This is a genomic window from Pseudomonas sp. NPDC087626 (assembly GCF_044743405.1).
Classification (GTDB): domain Bacteria; phylum Pseudomonadota; class Gammaproteobacteria; order Pseudomonadales; family Pseudomonadaceae; genus Aquipseudomonas.
Map to the genome: position 1 here is coordinate 299,989 of NZ_JBIUWJ010000001.1, position 18,868 is coordinate 318,856.

Genomic DNA, 18,868 nt, shown 5'->3' on the forward strand with positions numbered 1-18,868 from the left:
CATGACGTGCTGCTGTTCTCCCCTGTTCGCAGATTGGATCCACAGCTAATCTACTCATATGGACGTCGCGCAGGAAGCGCAAAGCAACAACACGGACACGTAGGATTCTGCCAGGACGGCGGAGTGAAATGGATGTCAGGGAAACAGTCTGCAAAGCCCCGCTTCGGCGGGGTTTTCTTTTGCCTGCGATTTATGTTTTGCCCATCAACCCTGGACATCCAGAACAGTCGGGCTCGCCAGGCGCCCGTCCGGGCCATCCATCACATCCTCCAGCAGGTTGCGCAACAATTCCAGGGTGGCCTGCTGACGCTGCACATCCCGACAGACCAGCCCCACCTTCAGCGGCACCCGCGGTTCACTCAACGGTTTCCACAACAACGCCTTGTTGCCATGCTCGCGCTGTGAGCGTCCGGGCAAAACAGTCGCCAGCCGGGTGTGGGGCAAACTGTCGAGGATCCCCGCCATGTTGTTCAGCTCGGCCTGCACTTGCGGGCGGCGGCCGAGGCTGGCCAGTTGTCCCTGCCAGATCTGGCGGATCTGAAACTCCTCGCCCAGCAGCAACATCGGCAATTCGGCGGCCTGGCTCATGGAGACTTTCTTGAATTCGCGCAGTGGGTGGTCGACGGGGATCACCAGGGTCAGTTCGTCTTCGTACAGCAGCACGCCATGCAGCCCCGGCTGGCGCGGCGGCAGGTAGCTGATGCCGATGTCCAGCGAGCCGTTAAGCAGGCGGCGTTCGATTTCCAGCCCCGTGAGCTCGTAGATCTGCACCACCAAATGGGGCTGGGCCGTGCGCACCCGCTCAAGCATTTTTGGCACCAGGCTGGTGTGCACGGTTTGCAGGACCCCGATGGCCAAGGTGCGCGAGGCTTGGCCCTTGAAGTTGCCCAAGGCTTCGCGCGCCCGTTGCATGCCATCGAGCAAGGGCAGGGCGTGGTTGTACAGGGTATGCGCGGCCAGTGTGGGCAGCAGCCGTTTGCTGCTGCGCTCGAACAGGCTCACATCGAGGTTCTGTTCCAGTTGCCGGATCTGTTGCGAGAGCGCCGGCTGGGAGATCGACAGACGTTCGGCGGCCCGGCCGACATGGCCTTCTTCGTACACCGCGACGAAATAACGCAGTTGCTTAAAATCCATAAGTATTTCTTATCGAAAAAGCTGGGAAATCGAAATGGCTCAGCGCCCTGCAGAAGCCTAGTCTAACCGCATTCACAAGGCTTATAGGGCCAGAGAGCGCGATGAATACCGTTTACGTTGATGGTGTTTACATAGGCAAGGCAAAAAACCTGGGGCAGGGCTTGGTCAGCGATACCGACAAAGAGCGGATTGCCAATCGACTCTGGTTGTGGCCGCAGGGCCTGGGCAGTGACGAGCACGGCGATCCGCGCTTTCACACCGGTCCCGAACGGGCCCTGCATCACTACCCGGCCGAGCACTACGCGTACTGGCGCAAACGTTATCCACAGATTGACTGGCAGGCGCCGGCCTTCGGCGAGAACCTCTCGACCCACGGCCTCGGTGAAGAGCAAGTGTGCCTGGGCGATCTGTTTCGCTGGGGTGGCGCGCTGTTGCAGGTCAGCCAGCCGCGTTCGCCGTGCTATCGCCTGAGCCGTCGCTGGGGTGTGCCGATCCTGCCCCAGCTCGCCCAGGACACCGGACGCTGTGGCTGGTTCTACCGCGTGCTCAAGCCTGGGTTTGTCAGCGCCGAGCAACCGTTCGAACTGATCCAGCGCAGTTACCCCGGCCTGACCGTGGCCTGGGCGTTGCGCAGTTTTTATCGCGAACCGCTGGAACATACCGGTTTGAAAAAGCTGATTGATTGTCCGGCGCTGTCTTCGCGCTGGCGCGATATTGCCATCAAGCGCCTGCGCAGCGGGCGGGTCGAGGATTGGACGGCGCGTCTGCTGGGCTTGCCGCTGGAGGGTTTGCGCGCATGAACCTGTTCAACCTGCGTCGCCCGCAGCCGAGCCTGGATGACCTGGCGGCCGAGGGTTTGTTACCTGCAAGGAGCGCTAACCTGTCCAGTGAGTGCCTGATGCCGAGTGTTGAGCGAGCCCCGCAGATTTTCGTCCGTGGCCAGGGTTCCTGGCTGTGGGACAGCGCTGACCGCGCCTACCTGGACTTTACCCAGGGCGCCGGAGCCAACAGCCTCGGCCATAGCCCCACGGCACTGGTCAAGGCGCTGACGGCCCAGGCGCAGGCGCTGATCAATCCTGGCTCGGGATTGCTCAATCGCTGCCAGTTGAACTTGGCCGAGCGGCTGTGCAACAGCACTGGCAGCGACCAGGTGTACCTGCTCAATACCGGCAGTGAGGCGTGCGAAGCCGCGATCAAGCTGGCGCGCAAATGGGGCCAATTGCATCGCGGCGGTGCTTCGCGAATCATTACCGCCAGCGGTAGCTGCCATGGTCATGGCTTTGCTGCGTTGTCTGCCTCGGACTGCCAGGACAATCGCTTCGAGCCCCGGCTCCCGGGTTTTGATCGTGTTCCGTTCAACGACCTGCCGGCGCTGCATGCGGCGGTGGACGCGCAGACTGTGGCGATCATGCTGGAGCCGATCCAGGCTGCGGCGGGCGTACTGCCTGCGACCGAGCATTACCTCAAGGGCGTCGAGCGCTTGTGCCGTGAGTTGGGGATTCTGCTGATCCTCGACGAGGTGCAAACCGGTATGGGCCGTTGCGGTCGGCTGTTGGCCGAACAGCTGTATTGCGTGCGGGCCGACATTGTCGTCATGGGCAAGGGCCTCGGTGGCGGAGTGCCGGTGGCGGCCTTGCTGGCCCGGGGCAGCGCCTGCTGTTTTGAACCGGGCGAATTGGACGGCACCCATCACGGCAATGCCCTGATGGCATCGGTTGGCCTGGCAGTGCTCGATAGCGTGCTCGATCACGGTTTTCTCGAACATGTACGCGACAGCGCTCAACACCTGCACGAAGGCTTGGCGCGCCTGGCCAATCGCTACGGGCACGGCGAGTTGTGCGGTCACGGCTTGCTCTGGGGGCTCAGGCTCAGCGATGACTCGGCCGACGCCGTGGTCAAGGCCGCGATGTACGAAGGCCTGCTGATCAGCGCCCCACAAGCCGACTGCCTGCGCTTCACCCCGGCGCTGACCGTCAGCCAGGCCAACATCGACGAAATGCTCCTGCGCCTGGCGCGCGCCTTTGCCCGGGTGCGCACCGCCCAATTGCAATGTCGCAAAGGCATCGCGGTCTGACGTGATCGCAACACCTGAATTACCGAACCGTCTCGCGGTATAACGCATCGCCCCATGCCTGATCCTTTTGGCATGGGGCGTTTTTTTTGTCCCGACGATTTTCAGGAGCCTATTCAGGGCTTGAGCGGTAACCGCAACAATGGCTTTTTATGGAGTCGGCAAGGATTGCCGATACCGGTGCGCAGAAATGACGACGGTCGGATTGGCTATCCATACCACTAGGTGGTATTTTTCAGGGAAGGGATGTCCATGAGTATCAGACTGTTCAAGACCAAGCGTTTTGCCCTCCAGGCTGCCAAAGCCTGGATTGGGGACGATGAGTTGAGGTCAGCATTCGCCGAGTTGTTAAAAGGACAAGCGGACAGCCTGGGAGGCGGCGTTTGGAAAAAACGCCTGAACCAAAACCGACACCGTTCGATCATCCTGGCCAAGGGCGGCCGTTACTGGATATACCAATTCCTGTTTGCCAAAAAAGATCAAGGCAATATCAGCCAGACGGAACTGGCCGCTTTTCGAGAACTGGCGAAAGCCTATGAAAAGCTTGATGAGACACAGGTCCGGCAGTTGCTGGATATGAAGGAATTTGTGGAGATGCACCATGAGCAATAAATTCAAAAGTGAAGCCCTTGAGTCGGCTCACGATTCGGCTGCTGCCTTGCTGTCGATCGGGGCCATCAGCAAGACCACCATGCGCCAATTCGACGAGACGTGCCTGGCCCACGTACCCCAGGCGATTGCGGCGCTGGAGATCAAGCAACTGCGCGAGCGCAACAACGTCAGCCAGCCGGTGTTTGCCCGTTACTTGAACACCAGCGCCTCCACGGTCAAGCAGTGGGAAGCCGGCGACAAACAACCCAGTGGCATGGCCCTCAAACTGCTCAGCATCGTGCAAAAGCATGGGTTGGAGATTCTGGCCTGACCAGGCCGCAATAGTGGCACCTGGCCGGAAGGTTACGGAACCCTGGCCAACGCCGCGGGTCGATTAGGTGTGTGGCTGATCACAGCCCACCTTACTCAGGAGCTGCCCTATGGATTTCATTCGCATCATCATTGCCATTCTGTTGCCGCCACTGGGCGTATTCCTGCAAGTGGGGTTCGGCGGCGCGTTCTGGCTGAATATCCTGCTGACCTTGTGTGGCTATATTCCGGGCATCGTTCACGCGGTGTACATCATCGCCAAGCGTTAAGCCTGTGGATCGCAGCGTTGAACCGCGCTGCGATCAGCCCTGGGCTGGCTTCATCACCTCGCGATAAAACAACCATTCCTGCTCCAGTGCGTGGGCCTGATTGCTGGCCTTGCGAAAGCCGTGGCGTTCGTCTGGGTAGTAATGGGCCTGCGCCGCGATGCCGTTGTCTTGCAGGGCCTTAAGCATGTCGCGGGTCTGCTGCGGGACAACGACGGCGTCGAGTTCGCCTTGAAAAAAGATCACCGGCACCTGGATATTCTGTGCGTGTTGCAGCGGGGTGCGAGCGGCGTAGCGCTCGGCGTCGGCGATGGGATCGCCGATCAGCCAATCCAGATAATCACCCTCGAACTTATGGGTAGCACGGCCCAGGGCGACAGGGTCGCTGACCCCGTACAGACTGGCCCCCGCGCGGAACACCTGATGAAACGCCAGGGCACACAGGGTGGTGTAGCCGCCGGCACTGCCGCCGCGAATGAACGCGTGCTCGCCATCGATCAAGCCTTGTGCGGCGAGATACGTCACCACCGCGCAGGCATCTTCGACATCCACCTCGCCCCAACGCAGATGCAGGGCCTGTCGGTACGCTCGGCCGTAGCCGCTGCTGCCACGGTAGTTGAGGTCGGCCACGGCAAAGCCGCGCTGGGCCCAATACTGGATGCGTGGATCGAGCATCGGATAGCAGGCCGAGGTCGGCCCGCCATGGATGAATACCAGCAACGGCGGCTTTTCCACATTGCCCATGGCTGGGTAGAAGAACCCATGGGCCTCGCCCTTGCCGCTGGGGTAACGCAAGGTCTGTGGTTGGCTGATCTGCTCGGCGGGTAACAGCGCGACGCCGCCGGCCAGGACCTGCACCTGGTGGCTGTGGCGGTCGATGGCGATCACGGCAGAGGGACTGACCGGTGAGGCGGCAATGCAGTAGATGAACTGCTGATCCAGCGCCAGGTTGCGAAAGCGGCTGTAGTCGCCGGTGTAGTCCTCGACCTGCTGGCCTGAGCACAGGCCCAGGCGGCCAAAGCCGGCAACTGTCCAGCTGGCCAGGTAGCGCTGCTCGTCCAGTGGCAGCCAGGTGCAACCCCCCAATTGCCAGGGCGCCGGACCGTGGTCGGCCACGGCACTGGGCAGCGGTTGCCAGCCTGATTCGCTGTCGACCCACGGCTGCCAGAATCCATCTCGGTCACTCAGGCAATACAAGCGCCCGCGCTCATCGAAGCGCGGCTGTTGCAGCGACTCCTCGACATCTGCCCCGGCCACGCAACGGGGTGGGGCCAGGCTGCCGTCGGGATTCAATTGGGCGAGCATCAGGCGCGTGGCGGTCCAGGGCTGATGGGGGCGGCTCCACTCGATCCACGCCAGTTGCCGGGCGTCGGGGCTCAAGGTCGGCGCGGCGTAAAAGTCCGCACCTTCCACCAGCAGCTGGCGTTGACCCTCGGCAGCGATGGCCACCAGGCGGTGCTGGTTGGCCTGTTCTTCGACGGCCAACACCTGGCCGTTGGCCCACTGCAAATCACCGTATCGGCACTCGCCCGCGGTCAATGCCTGGGGTGGTGCGCCCGTCAGGGTTTGGCGGTAAAGCTGCTGGTCGGCCTCGTTGACGAAGAACAGCGCGTCATCGCCCAGGCAAAATGCACCGCCGCCGTATTCGTAGACCCGGCTGCGCACGCTGAAACCGGGTGGAGTCAGGCAATGGGCGTGCTGCTCGCGCCAGTGCCAGATCCGGCAGGCGCCATCCTGGGGGCGATATTCATTCCAGAACAGGCCTTGGGCGCCCACCTGCAGGTCCGCGAAGTCGACCCCCGCGGACACGGCTTTGAGGGCGCTCAAGGCTTCAGCCTTTAACGATGAGGCGTGAGTTTCGTTCATTGCGAAAGGCCAACTGTTCGATGGTCTGGGTGGCGTGCTCGGCTTCTTCGCGCGCCTTGAGGATCATGCCATGATGCTCGGATTTACTGCACACCGGGTCAGCGTTGCTGGCGTCGCCGGTGAGCATGAAGGCCTGGCAGCGACAGCCGCCGAAGTCCTTTTCTTTCTCGTCACACGAGCGGCACGGCTCGGGCATCCAGTCATAACCGCGAAAGCGGTTGAAGCCGAACGAGTCGTACCAGATGTGCTGCATGCTGTGCTCGCGCACGTTGGGAAACTGTACCGGCATCTGTCGGGCACCGTGACAGGGCAGCGCGGTGCCGTCGGGGGTGACGGTCAGGAAAATGCTGCCCCAGCCATTCATGCAGGCTTTCGGGCGTTCTTCGTAGTAGTCCGGGGTGACGAAGATCAGCTTGCACGGATGCCCTTGGGCTTCCAGTTTGGCGCGATATTCGTTGGTGATGCGTTCGGCGCGCACCAGTTGTTCCTGAGTCGGCAGCAGGCCGACCCGATTGAGCTGGGCCCAGCCGTAGAACTGGCAGGTGGCGAGCTCGACGAAGTCGGCTTCCAGGGCGATGCACAACTCGATGATGCGGTCGATCTTGTCGATGTTGTGTCGATGGGTGACGAAGTTCAGCACCATCGGGTAGCCATGGGCTTTCACCGCCCGGGCCATCTCCAGTTTCTGCGCGAAGGCTTTTTTCGAGCCGGCCAACAGGTTGTTCACCTGCTCATCGCTGGCCTGGAAGCTGATCTGGATATGGTCCAGGCCAGCCTTTTTGAAGTCGCTGATTTTCTGTTCGGTGAGGCCGATGCCCGAGGTGATCAGGTTGGTGTAGAACCCCAGCTTGCGCGCCTCGCCGATCAACTCGGCAAGGTCCTGGCGCACCAGCGGTTCGCCACCCGAGAAGCCCAGTTGCGCGGCACCCATTTCCCGCGCCTCGCGGAACACTTTCAGCCACTGTTCGGTGCTCAGTTCCTGGCCTTGTGCGGCGAAGTCCAGCGGGTTCGAACAGTAGGGGCACTGCAGCGGGCAGCGGTAGGTCAGCTCGGCGAGCAGCCACAGCGGCAGGCCGACTTCCGGCTTGGCCGGCAGGGCCGCAGGATCAGCCGAGTTCGATCCAGTGCTGTGCACGGGCGACCTCCATGAATTGCTCGATATCCTCGCCAAGCTCAGGCACGCCGGGGAATCGGCTGTCCAGTTCGGCGATGATCGCGGCGACGTCACGCTGGCCATCGATCAGGCCGCCAATCAGCGCGGCGCTTTCGTTGAGCTTGATCATGCCTTCGGGGTACAGCAGCACATGGCCTTTTTGCGCCGGCTCGTACTGGAAGCGGTAACCGGGACGCCAGGTGGGGGTCCTGCTGCGGTCGAAACTCATAAGGCGATTCCTCGGTGCCAGACCCGTTGCTCGGTCACGCTGTGGTAAGGCGGGCGGTTCAGTTCATAGGCCATGCTCATGGCATCGAGCATGCTCCAAAGTATGTCCAGTTTGAACTGGAGAATTTCCAGCATGCGCTGCTGGCCTGCATAGGTGGTGTAGTGCTGCAGGGTGATCGCCAGCCCGTGCTCGACATCACGCCGCGCCTGACCCAGGCGCGTGCGGAAATACTGGTAGCCGTCCGGGTCGATCCAGGGGTAGTGCTGTGGCCAACTGTCCAGGCGTGACTGGTGGATCTGCGGGGCGAACAGTTCGGTCAGCGAACTGCTGGCGGCTTCCTGCCAACTGGCGCGGCGGGCGAAGTTGACGTAGGCGTCGACGGCAAACCGCACGCCCGGCAACACCAGTTCCTGGGAGCGCAGTTGCTCGGGGTCCAGGCCCACGGCCTGGCCGAGGCGCAACCAGGCTTCGATGCCGCCGTCTTCACCGGGCGCACCGTCGTGGTCGAGCAGGCGCTGAATCCATTCGCGGCGGATCTCGCGGTCCGGGCAATTGGCCAGGATCGCCGCGTCCTTCAGGGGGATGTTCACCTGATAGTAGAAGCGGTTGGCGACCCAGCCCTGGATCTGTTCGCGGCTGGCCCGGCCTTCGTACATCGCCACGTGGTACGGGTGATGGATGTGGTAGTAGGCGCCCTTGGCCCGCAGCGCGGCTTCGAACTCGGCGGGGGACAGCGGTGTGTCGGTCATTGCGGTTCTCCGGTGTACATCCGGTGGATGCTTTGGTGCTTGTTCGGACGCCATCGCGAGCAAGCTCGCTCCCACAGGTTTTGTATGCGCCACAGATCCCATGTGGGAGCGAGCTTGCTCGCGATGAGGCCATCCGCTACAGCACAATACTCATGCCGTCATACGCCACTTCAACATTGCGCCGCACCAGCTCGGCACGCTCGGCCGAGTCTTCATCGAGGATCGGATTGGTGTTGTTGATGTGGATCAGCACCTTGCGTTGCTTGGGCAGTTGCTCCAGCACTTCGAGCATACCGCCCGGGCCGTTCTGGGCCAGGTGGCCCATTTCCCGACCGGTGCGGGTGCCGACGCCGCGGCGCTGCATTTCGTCGTCGTCCCACAGCGTGCCGTCCACCAGCAGGCAGTCGCTACCGGCCATGATCTCCAGCAACGGCGCGTCGACCTTGCCCAGCCCCGGGGCGTAGAACAGTTTGCCACCGGTGCGCAGGTCTTCGACGATCAGGCCGATGTTGTCACCCGGGTGTGGGTCGAAGCGATGGGGCGAGTACGGTGGTGCGGCGCTGCGCAGGGGCAAGGGGCTGAAACGCAGGTTGGGGCAGGCCGGGATGCTGAAGCTCTGGTCGAGTTCGATGCGGTTCCAGTTCAGGCCGCCATTCCAGTGGCTGAGCATGGTGAACAGCGGGAAGCCGCTGCTCAGGTCTTCGTGGACCATGTCGGTGCACCAGACCTGGTGCGGGCAACCTTCACGCAGGCTCAACAGGCCGGTGGTGTGGTCGATCTGGCTGTCCATCAGGATGATTGCCTGCACCCCCGTATCGCGCAGGGCGCGACCAGGCTGCATCGGCGCAAAACCCTGGAGTTGCGCGCGGATGTCCGGCGATGCGTTGCACAGCACCCAGTTCACGCCGTCATCGGAGATCGCGATCGACGATTGGGTACGCGCGTGGGCCCGCAGACTGCCGTCACGAAACCCTGCGCAGTTCACGCAGTTGCAGTTCCACTGCGGAAATCCGCCGCCGGCGGCGGAACCTAGAATCTGGACAAACATGGCTGCTCCATCACATCAACGCTAAAAATGAAAACGCCCCGGGCTGGCCGAGGCGTTGTACCGCGTGTTCCGCCCGCAGGCAAAATCAACGGCTGGCGAAGTACATGGTGACTTCAAAGCCGATACGCAGGTCGGTGTAGGCAGGTTTGGACCAGGTCATAAAGATGCTCCTTCAGTGGATGGGATGATCGAACCCTATACATATAGTCCATCTCCAACCGGAGATGTTCAGATGCTTAGGTGGCTATCTTACTGAAACGTTTCCGCTTATTGGAGACTTCTCTCGAAGAAAACCCATTACAGCCCCGGTAATGATCCCCCACTCGTTTGCCACGCGCCCTGTGGGCCGGCATCGCTGGATACACATCGCCATCCGCCTGTGGCCTGCTCCAGGCAGTGGGCGGCGTGCAGCAGGGCGGGACGTTGCAGATTCAGTACAGCTTGTTGCAATTGCATCAGGTAATCCGACGGGTGGTTGGCCAGTTTGCCCTGCCAGAGCAGATCGAAGGCCTGGGGCAAGGGCAGGGTATGGCTGTCGAGTTGTCCGGCCAGCGTCTGCAACTGTTCGGCCAGCGCGGCATCGTCGAGGCTGGCGAGTTGCGTTGGCAGTTGCTGGATAAACGCCTCGATGTGAGCGAGCAGTTGCGCTGCCGGGGTACCTGGCGACTGTACGCCGAACAGCAGGCCGGTTTGCCCGTGGATCTGCCGCACCCCGCTGAACACTGCATAGCCCAACTGCAGTTCGACCCGCAGGCGCTGGTAGTAAGGCGTTTGGCTGAGCTGGGCCAGCAGGCGCCATGCGGCTTCGTCGGCCACGTCCCGCGATGGTGTGGGGCAGAACAACAAGAGCGCGTGCTCGCCACCCTGGCAGGGCACTGTGCTCCAGAGTCGTTGACCGGCGATGGCGACGGGTGGCGTCGGCTCACTGTCGGCGATGCCCGGAGCCCGACTCAGGGCCCGGGTAATGGTGGTGTGTGCGCTGGCGGGCAGGCCGGCAGCCAGGCCATCCCAATGCGCACTGGCCCAGATCGCGGGCAGGTCCGCAGGGCCGGCAGCGTCTGCTGTCGCGCCTGGCGTCTGGCCCAGGCACACCTCAGGCAGGGCCTTGAGCAATTGTCGGATGGCGATCAACCCTGGCGGCGCTTGTGTGGCGTGCCAGTGTTCGGCGGCGGGCTGGGTCAGGCACAACAGCGCCTGTTCGAGAATTGCCGGCATCGGCTCATGTCGACCCAGCAACTTCAGCAGCCATTGGTCGCCAGTTTCGCTGAACGACAATTCGACGCCTGCTTGGCCGGCGTCGTCGATCAGGCCTTGCAGGCTGCGGGCCAGCACCGGCTGCAGGTTGGCCGACGGAGTTGAGGCCAGGCGCCAGCGCAGGCACACAGCCCCTTCACCGCTGGTGTCTGGCAGCGCCAGGTTGAACTGCAAGGCCGAACGCTCGCGACGACCGCGGGTGCGGTCCTGGGCGAAGGTGCGCAAGCCCCGGTGCGCACTGGTTTGGCCGCGAATCAGGCCGGCGGCTGGCGGCTCTTCGGCGCTGCGCAGGAACGGATTGGGCGGTGGCAGTTGCCAGGTGATGGCCGGGTTATCCACAGGTGCCGGATCGAGCTGTTGCAAGATCGTCGCGAGGGCACCGACCGCGGACTCAGGCAGCAGCGGTTGCACGGGCTCGATGTCGAGGCGAGCGAGGCTCAAGGCGTTGCTCGACTGGCGCCTGCGTTGCTGCAGCAGGGCATATTCTTCGCCGAGTTTTGGCGCGGTGTACTGCTGGCCGAAGAAGCTCAGCCAGTCGTTGAACAGACTGCGGATTGAGGCAGGCTGCGCGGTAGCGGTGGCACTGAGCTGGAACTGCACATGCAGCAGCGCTTGCCCGGCAAAGTGGTACAGCGCTGTTGCCTTGAGGCTGTCGACCCACTGGCGCTGGCGCAACTCGGCGAGCAGGCCGCCGGGCTTGGCGCAATTGAGCCAGGTGCAGAGATAGTCCAGGGCTTCGGCGGATGACTCGGGCAACCCTTCGCAGGCGAACAGCAGGTTGAGTTGCTGTTCGCTGGCCTGTTGATAACTGCTGACCGCCTCGGACATCAAAGGGTGCGGCGGACTTTGCGGTTGCCGGACGCCGACCCGCAACGGGTTGATCAACAGCTGCGCCAGGCGCTGCAATTGATCTACAGGCTGCGGGCCGACCAGGCTCAAGGTCATCTGCCCGGTCTGGTAAAACCGCTGATAGTAGTCCTTGAGCGCTTGTTGGAACTCAGGGTGCTGCACCGCCAGGCTGTCACGATTGCCGGCGTGGAAACCGCGCAAGGGGTGATCCGCCGCGAGGCCGTCGAACAGGGCCTGGTGTTGCTGGGCTGCGGCATCCTGGGACCAGGCGAGGTACTCGGCTTGCAGCACTTCCCGTTCACGCAGTTGCTCGTCTGGATGCAGTCGCGGGTGGGCGAGCATGTCGCCCAGGCGCTCGAGTCCCGCCGCAAAAGCCTCGGGCGGCAGTTCGAAGAAAAAGTCTGTGCGGCGCTCGCCGGTTTGCGCATTCAACTGGCCGCCCTGACGTTGCACGTAGGCCATCAGCCCATCGCTGGCAGGAAATCGTTCGGTGCCAAGGAACAGCAAGTGCTCAAGGAAATGCGCCAGGCCAGGCCAGGCCAGGGGCGCGTCGTGGCTGCCGGCGGCCACCCGTAACACGGCGGCACAACGTTTCAAACCGGGCGCATGACGCAGCGCAAGCCGCAGGCCGTTGGCCAGGGTTTCGTGGTGGACAAGGGGGTGGATCGGCGCAGGCATGAGCACTTCCGCTACTGGGTAAGTGCTCATGCTAGCGAAAACCTTGGGTCAGCGCTTGTTCAGCGCGTCGTAGAGTGCTGGCCGACGATCGAGGAAATAGCGATTGGCGGCGCGCGAGTCCAGCATCAATTGGCGATCCAGGGTGCCGACGATCAGCGCTTCATCGAGGCCAGCCTGGGCGATACGGCTGCCATCCGGTGCGGCGATGCTGCTTTGCCCGCAGTAGTGGATCTGCTCTTCACTGCCGCAGTAGTTGGCGTAGGCCACGTAGCACTGGTTCTCGTAGGCACGAGCGCGCACGGTGACGTCCGCGATGAAGTCGAAGGGGATCATGTTGGCCGTCGGCACCAGGATCAGCTCGGCTCCGGCCAAGGCCAGGCGCCGGGCGTTCTCCGGGAACTCCAGGTCGTAACAGATCAAAAAACCGAGCTTCCAACCGTTGAGCTCGACCAGGGGAAAGTCGTCCTCGCCGGCGCTGAACATCGAGTGGTCGAGGTCGCCGAACAGATGGGTCTTGCGGTAGTTGCACAGGCGCTCGCCCTGCGCGTCGATCAACTGCACGGCGTTGTAGATCTGCCCGTCCTCGGCACGCTCGGGGTAGCCATACAGGATGGCGACCCCCGAGGTTCTGGCGATCTGGGCGATCTGTTGCGCGGCCTCACCGTTGCACACCTGGGCTAGGACATTGACCGCGTCGACGCCGATGTTGTAGCCGGTGAGGAACATCTCCGGAACCACCAGCAGGTCGGCGCCCTTGGCTTCTGTCGCGAGCTGCTGCAGGCGATGCAGATTGGCAGCAACGTCCAGCGGCAGCGGTGGGCATTGGTACAGGGCTACGCGCATTTCGGACTCCTCTTACTCGGGCAGGGCGATTGGCCCGATTTCATTGAACACATCACCCGGGCCCGGGTTCTCGGCATGGGTGCTGCCGCCGAAGTGATTCATGATGCCCCAGACCGCATTGAGCGAGGTCTGCACCGCGCCTTCGACCCAGGCCGGGGTCCAGGATACGTCATCGCCGGCGATAAAAATCCCGCGCTGCTCGGCCGGCATTTCCTGCTGCATGAAGTGCGCGTACATCCGCTGGTTGTAGCGGTAATGGCCGGGCAGGGCGCCTTTGAACGCGCCGAGGAAGTGCGGGTCGGCTTCCCAGGACACAGTAATCGGATCGCCGATGATGCGCGCGGCGATGTCGACTTTTGGGTAGATCTTCTTCAGCGCATCGAGGGCCAGTTTCACCCGTTTTTCGATCGGCTGCGGGAGCATTTTCAGCGCGTCGCTCATCCAGGAGTACGACAGGCAAATCACCCCTGGCTTGTCATCGCCGTTGTCGAAGAGGTAGGTGCCACGGGTCAGGCGATCGGTGAGGGTCATGCTCATCAGGTCGCGGCCGGTTTCCGGGTCTTTGTCTTTCCAGAACGGCCGGTCGACCATGACGAAGGTCTTCGACGACTGCATGTAGCGGGTGCGGTCCAGGGCCATCCACATCTTTTGCGAGAACAGCGATTCTTCGCACTCGATCTGGGTGGTCAGCAACCAGCTTTGGCAGGTGGTCAGCACCGCCGCGTACTCGCGGGTATCACCCCAGTTGTCGGTGACGCTGAAGCGCCCATCGGCAGCGCGGGCGATGCGCTTGACCCCGGTGCGTGGCGCGCCGTTGTGCAGCGAGCTGAGGCTGGTGCCCGCTGGCCAGTGCGCACAACGTTCCGGCACATGACGCCAGATACCCAGCGGTACTTGTTCGACGCCGCCGACCACCAGGTGCTGGTGATCGTCGCAGTTGGTCATCACCACGCGGAAGATTTCCAGCATCGAGTTGGGGAAATCCGAGTCCCAGCCGCCCGTGCCGAAACCGACCTGGCCAAACACTTCGCGGTGGTGGAACGACAGCTTGGCGAAGGCTTTGGAGGTGGCGACGAAATCGTAGAAGGTGCGGTCATCCCACAGCGGCACCAAGGTGTTCCACAGCTCCTTGAGGCGCGGTACGTCGCGGTCGCGGATCGCTTGCTGGATCTCGCCAAAGCGCGAGCCGTCCTCCAGGGCGTCAGCCCAGGCGTCGGCGACTTCCTGGAACAGCGCGGGCAGGTCGGCGAGTTTTTGCGCGTAGTGGGTCTGGCCTTCCAGGTCGATGACCGTGCTGCCGGAGGCCGGCGTCAGCGGGTTGGGGAAGGGCTTGGTCTCAAGCCCCAGCTTGTCGACGTAGTGATAGAAGGCGGTGGACGACACCGGGAAGCGCATGCCGCCCAGTTCGGCAATGATCCCCTCGGCACCTTCGAAGGCTTGGGAGCGCAGGCGCCCGCCCATTTTCGAGGCTTCGTAGACGACCGGTTTCAAGCCCAGCTTCATCAGCTCATACGCCGCCACCAGCCCGGCAATGCCGGCACCGACAATCGCCACTTCCGCGCCGTGGTTGTGCGCCGGGATGCTGCCCAGGCCGGCCGGGTGTTCGATCCAGTCATCAAAGGCGAAAGGGAAGTCAGGACCGAAGATGGTGACCGGTTTTTTACCGTCTGCAGGATGGCGATTGTTGTTGTTCATGGCTGACCTTGCTGGCGACTCGCACGAGGTGCTGAGTATAGGAAAAGACTGTCGCCATTCTAGGGAGCGTAGTGCACGTTAATAAGACGCAAAGTGTCGTCGTTTTGCATGGTGATGCTTCGATATGACGAATATTCTGGTCAGACTGGCTGGCCGCGGTCGATCTTGCTGCTGAGGATGATCGAGGTGGTGGTTTTCTCGACGCCATCGACGCTGCCGATCTGGTCGAGCAATTGGTCCAGTTGCTCCGGCGACTCGGTGCGCAGCCAGGCGACGTAATCGAACTCACCGCTGACCGCACAGAGTTGCTGGACCTGGGCCATGCTGCTCAGGCGGCGCAGTACTTCCTTGCCGGAGCGCGGCTGCACGGTGATGCCGACATAGGCCTGCAAGCCGCCGTCGACCACTCGCTGGCCGAGGCGCACGCCGTAGCCGGTGATCACCTTGGCCTTTTCCAGGCGCGTCAGCCGCGACGTCACCGTGGTGCGCGCAATGCCCAGTTGCCGGGCGAGCATGGCCACGCTTTCGCGGGCGTTGAGCTGCAAGGCGGCGATCAATTGGCGGTCGATTTCATCGAGCGCGAGGGGGCGAGTGTCAGGCAAAACGGCTTCTCCAACAGCACAGGTCAGTGGGCGTGCATGTTACAGCACATCCATGGCGGCGCTGGGGGGACAACTGCGCCCTTTAAGGTCTCATTTGAGAAGGGTTCTGAGGGCCGGGAGATCGATTCTCGGAATCACACTGTCAGGAATCCGCGAGCTGCTGGACAGGTTATACACGGCGAAGTTTTCCCCCATGACTTTGTTCGACATCAACTTCAACGAGGGAAGAATCCGCGTGTGAAAATGCTTGTCGAGGCCGCAAGGGGAGAGCACTGAGCCTGTGGTTTCATAAAAACGCCCGGTGGACTGATTCAGATCGACCCCCACCAGGAACACTTTGCTGAAGCCCAGGTGGTGGGCCAGTTGCAATGCCAGATAGGCCACCGTGCGGGCATCAAAAAAACCATCACTGAGGTTCTTGCTGAAGCCAATACTCTTGGCCCGTTGCCCGATGGGCGCACGGCTTTGCACCAGGTTCTTGTTGCGCCGGAAAAAATAGTCGAGCCAGGTTTGTTTCGGGGCACGTTTGAGCGTGAACAGTTTCCCCGCCGGGTGCACGTTTGTGCGGCGCGCATACTCTGCCCACAAGGCAACCCGTTGGCTGATTTTCATCGCATGGGCAAAAAACTCAGGCTGCTGGAGCGGAAAGCTCATATCGGTGCAAACGTAGAAGTGCGGCCGGATGGCCGTCTTGCTGAACAACGAGATCGCACCATTCATGGTGATCATCGGGATGTGAGCGAATTCTTCGATCGGGAAGTCCTTGGCCGAACTGCCCGAGGCGATAATAAACACAGCGCCGCTCTCGGTGTGGCGACACTCTTCGAAATCACGCACATGACTCAACCTGGAGTCTACTGCTGGATGCGCCTGAACTACTTCCATGTCCGATGTCCGCTAGGTATGCCATTGACTGTATTGATGTTTTTTTATACGCCCGGAAACGGGATCAGTCGCGGCTGATTCAAGCACGGAATGACGCCCACAACTCTCAGGCTCGCCAGGCAGGCAAGGCTCGAATCTAGCAAATGCTGAGTGATGTGACCAACCCCTAAACGCACGAATGGGCAGGCGGTCGCAAATAGCTGGGAAAGCTGTTGCAGGGAACGAAGGGCGGGGAATATTGAGGGTATGAACAGCTCCGCCAACGCCGCCTGAATCGCGGGCTGACCCAAGCCCGCCTCGCGGCCCTGGCGGGCATCACTCGACAGAAGGTTATCGCCATCGAAAAGGGTGATCTGTCGGTGGGCATGGTCGCTTATGCACGAGTCCTGGGGGCTCTGGATGGTGAGTTCGCTATAGTTCCGGCCGCCATGCCAACGCTTGATGAAAGTTATTCGCCTCACGGCAGGGATAGCTGGACATTTGATTAGCGTGGTTAGGGGTGAATCAGCGCGCGTCGACTAGAAACACGAAAGTCGCTTCAATGCCAATCTTCGGATATTTGGCTCACTGGGGCGTCGCAGCGCAAGGCTGCTGTGGGGAGTGGTTTAAACCAGTTGGCCCCCAGCTATAGTTTCAGTGCTTCTTTGCCAGCAATTCAGAGCGACCAATCACCTCTCGGCTGCGCTCTGTTTTGCGCGGCCCTGAGAAACCAGCCTCTTCGATGGCGGTATCCAAGCCGCGAAAATGCGGGGCGGCTTTGGGGCTGCGCAATGTTTCCATGCCTTCGTTCCAGGCGTGCAACATGTGTTTGGCCACATCGCGCCAAGCGGGCTCATTTCTCGATGCTTCGATAACTTCGAGTCCGACCTCTACGGCGGATTCGCAGAGTTGTTCGACCATGGCAGCGTACTTGCTCGGAGGAATGCTCAGCACGGCTTTGAAAAATGTTTCCAGTGATCGACCCGGTGTCCAGGTTTGTCTTCCGCCTACGGACAGACCAGGAGGGCTGCTAGCGAAGCGCGGGTAGGCCTGAGTGGTCACCAGGTCATAGACCGGAGTAAAGGCCACGTCAGCACGCGAGGTATAAAACAGCGCGATGTTCTTCGAATGGCAGTCGGCATTGCGCACCACGTAGTTGGTCAGTAGCTGCCAGCCTAGGTGCTCGCGTTGAGCCTGGAGACGGTCAGCGGGGATGTAGGCCCGTGTGGCATTCCACACCCGTTCGGTGGTGGGGGCGTACTTTTCATGTGGCGGCAAACCCAGTAGCCCACAGGCGTCTTCGACGCCGCAGCGTGGGAGGCCGTGCTCGTTCACGTCGAAGCGATCTACCACCAGGATTTTGCCGTCCTCAGACATGCGACAAGTTGCAACCGGTACGACATTAAGCCGCGCCAGTACGCGCATGGTGTAGAACTCGTTGAAACCTAGAAAAGGGGTAGTGTCGTCGGAGCCTTTGATGATGTGAAAGCCCGTGCGCAGGGTCGGTTTGCCTAGCGGCTCCCGAGGTTCGGCGGCGTCGGTGGCAATGAATTTTGGCACGACCCCTGAAACGGCTACCCGAGCGTATTGCCGTACCAGTGCGGCGAATCGGTCGGTGGTGTTTTGCGCCCTGAGAAGGTGGTTGATCTCCAGGGGGGCCATCTCGACGCCTGGCTGAATGCCTTCAGGCGTGACCGAGACTCTGCCGATGCCGGTGCCTCCCACCACGCCCAGCAGCGACAGATCGGTGCCATCGAGCAGCGGGCCAAACTCTTCACGGATAACACCGAGCAAATAACCCTCGGGCAGGTTTTGCCGGAAAAAAGGGAACAGGTCGCGGGGCCAGCGCCATGCTTCTTCGCGAACAGGCATCGTCAGGCTGACAAAGTCTTCCACTGCTGTTCCTGGAAGATACTTCAGCACGTATTCATCGCGCTCCCGGTAGAGCTTGGCCACTAACCTTGAGCTGACGTGAACGTCGAGGATCATGCTCAAGCACTCCCTGACCGCTGTTCGCTGAGGATGTCTTCAACCGTGCGTTCGTGCCCGGCTTTAACTAGCTTCAGGTCATAGCCTGCTGCTTCCAGCAGCCGAACCAGCACTGAGACGCTCATATCGCCTTTGGCCAATGTTTCCATGCGCGCTACCGTGGTGCGTGAAACGCCGGCACGGCTGGCCAGTGCGTCCTGGCTCAGTTTCGCATCGCCACGCGCCTGTTTCAGCATTTCGGAAATATCGTAGAGAGAGGTCATTTGTAGCCCCTGGGCATCTAAAACAGATTTGATGCAGGAAAATGTAGCTCTTGGGCTACATCTGCGCAAGAGACGCCACATTTGATTTATGGCTCACGGGCTACAGAATAGGTGTCCTAGTTATTATTTGTGGCTTGAAGGCTACAAACTAGCTGGCTTGTCTAGATACTGAATCCATCCACTTGGCTAGCATTGGGCAGTCCTCTACGGTCGACGTCCACGGACTGTGGACGGGCAGCTCATCGGCCAATGTAGTGGTCCATCCAGAAACACGAAAGCCGCGCAGTGCGCGGCTTTCGGATTTGGTGGGCCCACACGGACTTGAACCGTGGACCAAAGGATTATGAGTCCTCTGCTCTAACCAACTGAGCTATAGGCCCTCAGTAGGCCGCGG

General features: G+C 61.6%; 19 protein-coding genes, 1 tRNA gene and 1 pseudogene. 6 read left to right on the plus strand and 15 right to left on the minus strand.

What is annotated here, in order from left to right; translation table 11 throughout:
* Positions 1 to 204: 204 nt before the first annotated feature.
* A complete protein-coding gene (locus ACIOVD_RS01375) occupies positions 205 to 1,134 on the minus strand; it encodes a LysR family transcriptional regulator (protein ID WP_159998253.1) in 930 nt (309 codons plus the stop codon).
* 101 nt (positions 1,135 to 1,235) lie between these two features.
* Between ACIOVD_RS01375 and ACIOVD_RS01380 the strand changes: the two genes are divergently transcribed.
* The 5 genes from ACIOVD_RS01380 to ACIOVD_RS01400 all read left to right on the plus strand — a co-directional run bounded on the left by ACIOVD_RS01380 (position 1,236) and on the right by ACIOVD_RS01400 (position 4,395).
* Positions 1,236 to 1,934: an MOSC domain-containing protein gene (locus ACIOVD_RS01380; protein ID WP_095164277.1), complete on the plus strand. Its 699-nt coding sequence runs from the start codon at positions 1,236 to 1,238 to the stop codon at positions 1,932 to 1,934.
* On the plus strand, positions 1,931 to 3,208 hold the full coding sequence (locus ACIOVD_RS01385) for an aspartate aminotransferase family protein (RefSeq protein WP_401125658.1): 1,278 nt from the start codon (positions 1,931 to 1,933) through the stop codon (positions 3,206 to 3,208). The genes ACIOVD_RS01380 and ACIOVD_RS01385 overlap by 4 nt, the downstream gene beginning before the upstream one ends.
* A 249-nt stretch (positions 3,209 to 3,457) precedes the next feature.
* Complete coding sequence (locus tag ACIOVD_RS01390) at positions 3,458 to 3,817, plus strand: type II toxin-antitoxin system RelE/ParE family toxin (RefSeq protein WP_095164273.1); 360 nt, start codon at positions 3,458 to 3,460, stop codon at positions 3,815 to 3,817.
* On the plus strand, positions 3,807 to 4,127 hold the full coding sequence (locus ACIOVD_RS01395; RefSeq protein WP_095164271.1) for a DNA-binding transcriptional regulator: 321 nt from the start codon (positions 3,807 to 3,809) through the stop codon (positions 4,125 to 4,127). Before ACIOVD_RS01390 ends, ACIOVD_RS01395 begins: the two co-directional genes overlap by 11 nt.
* A gap of 109 nt (positions 4,128 to 4,236) precedes the next feature.
* Positions 4,237 to 4,395, plus strand: coding sequence for a YqaE/Pmp3 family membrane protein (locus tag ACIOVD_RS01400; RefSeq protein ID WP_003228885.1), 159 nt, complete (start codon positions 4,237 to 4,239; stop codon positions 4,393 to 4,395).
* 33 nt (positions 4,396 to 4,428) lie between these two features.
* Here ACIOVD_RS01400 and ACIOVD_RS01405 read toward each other — a convergent pair whose 3' ends face one another.
* The 11 genes from ACIOVD_RS01405 to ACIOVD_RS01455 form a co-directional block, all read right to left on the minus strand.
* Positions 4,429 to 6,258, minus strand: coding sequence for a prolyl oligopeptidase family serine peptidase (locus ACIOVD_RS01405; protein WP_401125662.1), 1,830 nt, complete (start codon positions 6,256 to 6,258; stop codon positions 4,429 to 4,431).
* Positions 6,224 to 7,393 carry a pyrroloquinoline quinone biosynthesis protein PqqE gene (gene pqqE, locus ACIOVD_RS01410; RefSeq protein ID WP_095164267.1) on the minus strand — a complete coding sequence of 390 codons (1,170 nt, stop codon included), beginning with the start codon at positions 7,391 to 7,393 and terminating at the stop codon, positions 6,224 to 6,226. Before pqqE ends, ACIOVD_RS01405 begins: the two co-directional genes overlap by 35 nt.
* Positions 7,365 to 7,640, minus strand: a complete 276-nt coding sequence (pqqD, locus tag ACIOVD_RS01415) for a pyrroloquinoline quinone biosynthesis peptide chaperone PqqD (protein ID WP_095164265.1) — start codon at positions 7,638 to 7,640, stop codon at positions 7,365 to 7,367. Before pqqD ends, pqqE begins: the two co-directional genes overlap by 29 nt.
* Positions 7,637 to 8,389 carry a pyrroloquinoline-quinone synthase PqqC gene (pqqC, locus tag ACIOVD_RS01420; protein ID WP_401125665.1) on the minus strand — a complete coding sequence of 251 codons (753 nt, stop codon included), beginning with the start codon at positions 8,387 to 8,389 and terminating at the stop codon, positions 7,637 to 7,639. Before pqqC ends, pqqD begins: the two co-directional genes overlap by 4 nt.
* A 136-nt stretch (positions 8,390 to 8,525) precedes the next feature.
* The gene (pqqB, locus tag ACIOVD_RS01425; RefSeq protein ID WP_401125667.1) at positions 8,526 to 9,437 is read right to left on the minus strand and encodes a pyrroloquinoline quinone biosynthesis protein PqqB; all 912 of its coding nucleotides are present in this window, start codon (positions 9,435 to 9,437) and stop codon (positions 8,526 to 8,528) included.
* Positions 9,438 to 9,522: 85 nt separating this feature from the next.
* Positions 9,523 to 9,597: a pyrroloquinoline quinone precursor peptide PqqA gene (pqqA, locus tag ACIOVD_RS01430; protein ID WP_003194766.1), complete on the minus strand. Its 75-nt coding sequence runs from the start codon at positions 9,595 to 9,597 to the stop codon at positions 9,523 to 9,525.
* Positions 9,598 to 9,734: 137 nt separating this feature from the next.
* Positions 9,735 to 12,218 carry a pyrroloquinoline quinone biosynthesis protein PqqF gene (gene pqqF / locus ACIOVD_RS01435; protein WP_401125719.1) on the minus strand — a complete coding sequence of 828 codons (2,484 nt, stop codon included), beginning with the start codon at positions 12,216 to 12,218 and terminating at the stop codon, positions 9,735 to 9,737.
* Positions 12,219 to 12,266: 48 nt separating this feature from the next.
* The gene (locus ACIOVD_RS01440) at positions 12,267 to 13,061 is read right to left on the minus strand and encodes a carbon-nitrogen hydrolase family protein (protein WP_320333144.1); all 795 of its coding nucleotides are present in this window, start codon (positions 13,059 to 13,061) and stop codon (positions 12,267 to 12,269) included.
* 12 nt (positions 13,062 to 13,073) lie between these two features.
* A complete protein-coding gene (locus tag ACIOVD_RS01445) occupies positions 13,074 to 14,756 on the minus strand; it encodes an NAD(P)/FAD-dependent oxidoreductase (protein WP_095170611.1) in 1,683 nt (560 codons plus the stop codon).
* A gap of 140 nt (positions 14,757 to 14,896) precedes the next feature.
* Positions 14,897 to 15,358 carry an Lrp/AsnC family transcriptional regulator gene (locus ACIOVD_RS01450; protein WP_095170609.1) on the minus strand — a complete coding sequence of 154 codons (462 nt, stop codon included), beginning with the start codon at positions 15,356 to 15,358 and terminating at the stop codon, positions 14,897 to 14,899.
* A 90-nt stretch (positions 15,359 to 15,448) separates the two neighbouring features.
* A complete protein-coding gene (locus tag ACIOVD_RS01455) occupies positions 15,449 to 16,243 on the minus strand; it encodes a lipopolysaccharide biosynthesis protein (RefSeq protein ID WP_095170607.1) in 795 nt (264 codons plus the stop codon).
* A gap of 248 nt (positions 16,244 to 16,491) precedes the next feature.
* Here ACIOVD_RS01455 and ACIOVD_RS01460 point away from each other — a divergent pair.
* Positions 16,492 to 16,731 (plus strand): annotated as a pseudogene (locus ACIOVD_RS01460) (helix-turn-helix transcriptional regulator); the annotation flags it as partial.
* A gap of 145 nt (positions 16,732 to 16,876) precedes the next feature.
* Here the strand turns inward: ACIOVD_RS01460 and ACIOVD_RS01465 are convergent.
* From ACIOVD_RS01465 to ACIOVD_RS01475, 3 genes are all read right to left on the minus strand, one after another.
* Positions 16,877 to 18,211, minus strand: a complete 1,335-nt coding sequence (locus ACIOVD_RS01465) for a type II toxin-antitoxin system HipA family toxin (protein WP_095170604.1) — start codon at positions 18,209 to 18,211, stop codon at positions 16,877 to 16,879.
* A gap of 2 nt (positions 18,212 to 18,213) precedes the next feature.
* On the minus strand, positions 18,214 to 18,474 hold the full coding sequence (locus ACIOVD_RS01470; RefSeq protein ID WP_095170602.1) for a helix-turn-helix domain-containing protein: 261 nt from the start codon (positions 18,472 to 18,474) through the stop codon (positions 18,214 to 18,216).
* Positions 18,475 to 18,777: 303 nt separating this feature from the next.
* Positions 18,778 to 18,854: transfer RNA gene (locus ACIOVD_RS01475), tRNA-Ile, on the minus strand.
* Positions 18,855 to 18,868: the final 14 nt, after the last annotated feature.

Coding starts and splice junctions, on each gene's coding strand:
- ACIOVD_RS01375 (WP_159998253.1), bottom strand. CDS start 1,134: ATGGATTTTAAGCAACTGCGTTATTTCGTCGCGGTGTACGAAGAAGGC.
- ACIOVD_RS01380 (WP_095164277.1), top strand. CDS start 1,236: ATGAATACCGTTTACGTTGATGGTGTTTACATAGGCAAGGCAAAAAAC.
- ACIOVD_RS01385 (WP_401125658.1), top strand. CDS start 1,931: ATGAACCTGTTCAACCTGCGTCGCCCGCAGCCGAGCCTGGATGACCTG.
- ACIOVD_RS01390 (WP_095164273.1), top strand. CDS start 3,458: ATGAGTATCAGACTGTTCAAGACCAAGCGTTTTGCCCTCCAGGCTGCC.
- ACIOVD_RS01395 (WP_095164271.1), top strand. CDS start 3,807: ATGAGCAATAAATTCAAAAGTGAAGCCCTTGAGTCGGCTCACGATTCG.
- ACIOVD_RS01400 (WP_003228885.1), top strand. CDS start 4,237: ATGGATTTCATTCGCATCATCATTGCCATTCTGTTGCCGCCACTGGGC.
- ACIOVD_RS01405 (WP_401125662.1), bottom strand. CDS start 6,258: ATGAACGAAACTCACGCCTCATCGTTAAAGGCTGAAGCCTTGAGCGCC.
- pqqD (WP_095164265.1), bottom strand. CDS start 7,640: ATGAGTTTCGACCGCAGCAGGACCCCCACCTGGCGTCCCGGTTACCGC.
- pqqC (WP_401125665.1), bottom strand. CDS start 8,389: ATGACCGACACACCGCTGTCCCCCGCCGAGTTCGAAGCCGCGCTGCGG.
- pqqB (WP_401125667.1), bottom strand. CDS start 9,437: ATGTTTGTCCAGATTCTAGGTTCCGCCGCCGGCGGCGGATTTCCGCAG.
- pqqF (WP_401125719.1), bottom strand. CDS start 12,218: ATGCCTGCGCCGATCCACCCCCTTGTCCACCACGAAACCCTGGCCAAC.
- ACIOVD_RS01440 (WP_320333144.1), bottom strand. CDS start 13,061: ATGCGCGTAGCCCTGTACCAATGCCCACCGCTGCCGCTGGACGTTGCT.
- ACIOVD_RS01445 (WP_095170611.1), bottom strand. CDS start 14,756: ATGAACAACAACAATCGCCATCCTGCAGACGGTAAAAAACCGGTCACC.
- ACIOVD_RS01455 (WP_095170607.1), bottom strand. CDS start 16,243: ATGGAAGTAGTTCAGGCGCATCCAGCAGTAGACTCCAGGTTGAGTCAT.
- ACIOVD_RS01465 (WP_095170604.1), bottom strand. CDS start 18,211: ATGATCCTCGACGTTCACGTCAGCTCAAGGTTAGTGGCCAAGCTCTAC.
- ACIOVD_RS01470 (WP_095170602.1), bottom strand. CDS start 18,474: ATGACCTCTCTCTACGATATTTCCGAAATGCTGAAACAGGCGCGTGGC.